We start from the raw sequence: 1,346 nt of genomic DNA, 5'->3' as shown, positions 1-1,346 counted from the left end.
CCAGCACGGTTGCCGCAACGCATCTGAACCACCTGATTCTCGCGCAGAATTGATGCCTGACCCAGATCTGATCAAGCAGATGCAGATAGCAGTTCGACAACAGTGGCGATATTACTCCACCTTGCGGCGTGCCTTTGCTGTTGCCTTTACCGCCACCAACATTCTTCCGTGTGCCGTCCTCGGCCTCTTCGATGACCGGCGCTTTGAGCCATAACTTGAGTACGTGCAAAATCGCACTATCAACGATGCGCTCGGCTACGACGGCCAGCAGTTTGGCGTGAGGGATGCTGTCAAAATACTTCGACAGGTCGGCATCAATGACTTGGGTGTGGCCCCGATCAAGCGCCTCTGCTATTTCATCGACCGCATCATGGGCAGACTTCTTAGGTCTGAATCCGTAGGAATTCGGACAGAAATCCGCTTCAAATATCGGCTCGATGACCAGCTTTACCGCCATTTGGGCTACCCGGTCTCGGATCGTCGGTATCCCCAGAGGACGCTTGCTGCCATCCGCCTTGGGGATCATGACGCGCCGTACTGGACTCGGGGTGTAGGTTTTATCTTTCAGGTCTTGGGTCAGTTCCGACAAAAACATCTCTATCCCTGTCTTCTGCTCTATGTCCTCGAAGTTCATCCCATCAACGCCGGGACTCCCCTTGTTGGCGCGAACCAGGCGGTAGGCATGCATGAGGATGTCTGCCCGCCAAACCTTGTCATATAAAGCATAGAAGCGATAGGCCGGTTCCTGCTTGGCCTTGGTGTAGAGCTTCCTCTGTAGTGTCCTGATCACTTCAGGGGTGGCTAGCATTTTTGCAATCCCCTTCTCCTTCACTCTTCGGCTGCATGAACAAAGTAGGGTCCCTTCCCTCGACCGGGGTTGTGTTGTCCCTTGATCTCGAACGGTACTATGAACCCCTCCGACTCCCGTTACGGCCTGCCGCGCTTTCGTTTCCTTATACGCGTCAGTCAGTGGCCTCCCCACCACCGCAACGGGTCTCCCGTGCTGCACGGTCTATCCTCCACAACATGCCACCCCTGATACCCCGGGAGTCGATGCGCGCCACTTCCGTTATTCCAGCGCTCATCCAACGGCCTTCCCCTTCAGACCAGAGGGTCGGCTTCTCCATTTAGTGTTACGAGGCTACGTCTAGGTTCACTTGCGTTGCGGCCTGCTGCTTTGCCCTTGGGAAACTTACGACCTCCAATTACTCGGACGCCGCTTCCCGGTGCTAAAAAGGCGTACGGACAACTCCTTTCACGGGACTTGAACCCGCTGGATATACCGCCGATCACGGCGAACGGCCTGGCCGAGTATTTTGCCTTCTACAACGCTGAGCGTCCGCACC

The 1,346-nt window shown here is 55.8% G+C and carries 1 protein-coding gene; it reads right to left on the bottom strand.

The features are described from left to right. On the bottom strand, positions 1-808 hold an 808-nt coding region (locus CAPSK01_RS00820; protein WP_273702826.1), incomplete at its 3' end, for a reverse transcriptase domain-containing protein. Positions 809-1,346 lie beyond the last annotated feature (538 nt).

The organism is Candidatus Accumulibacter vicinus (assembly GCF_000584955.1).
Lineage (GTDB): Bacteria > Pseudomonadota > Gammaproteobacteria > Burkholderiales > Rhodocyclaceae > Accumulibacter > Accumulibacter vicinus.
The sequence above is the reverse complement of the archived record's forward strand: the minus strand, read 5'-3'. Positions and strand labels throughout refer to the sequence as shown.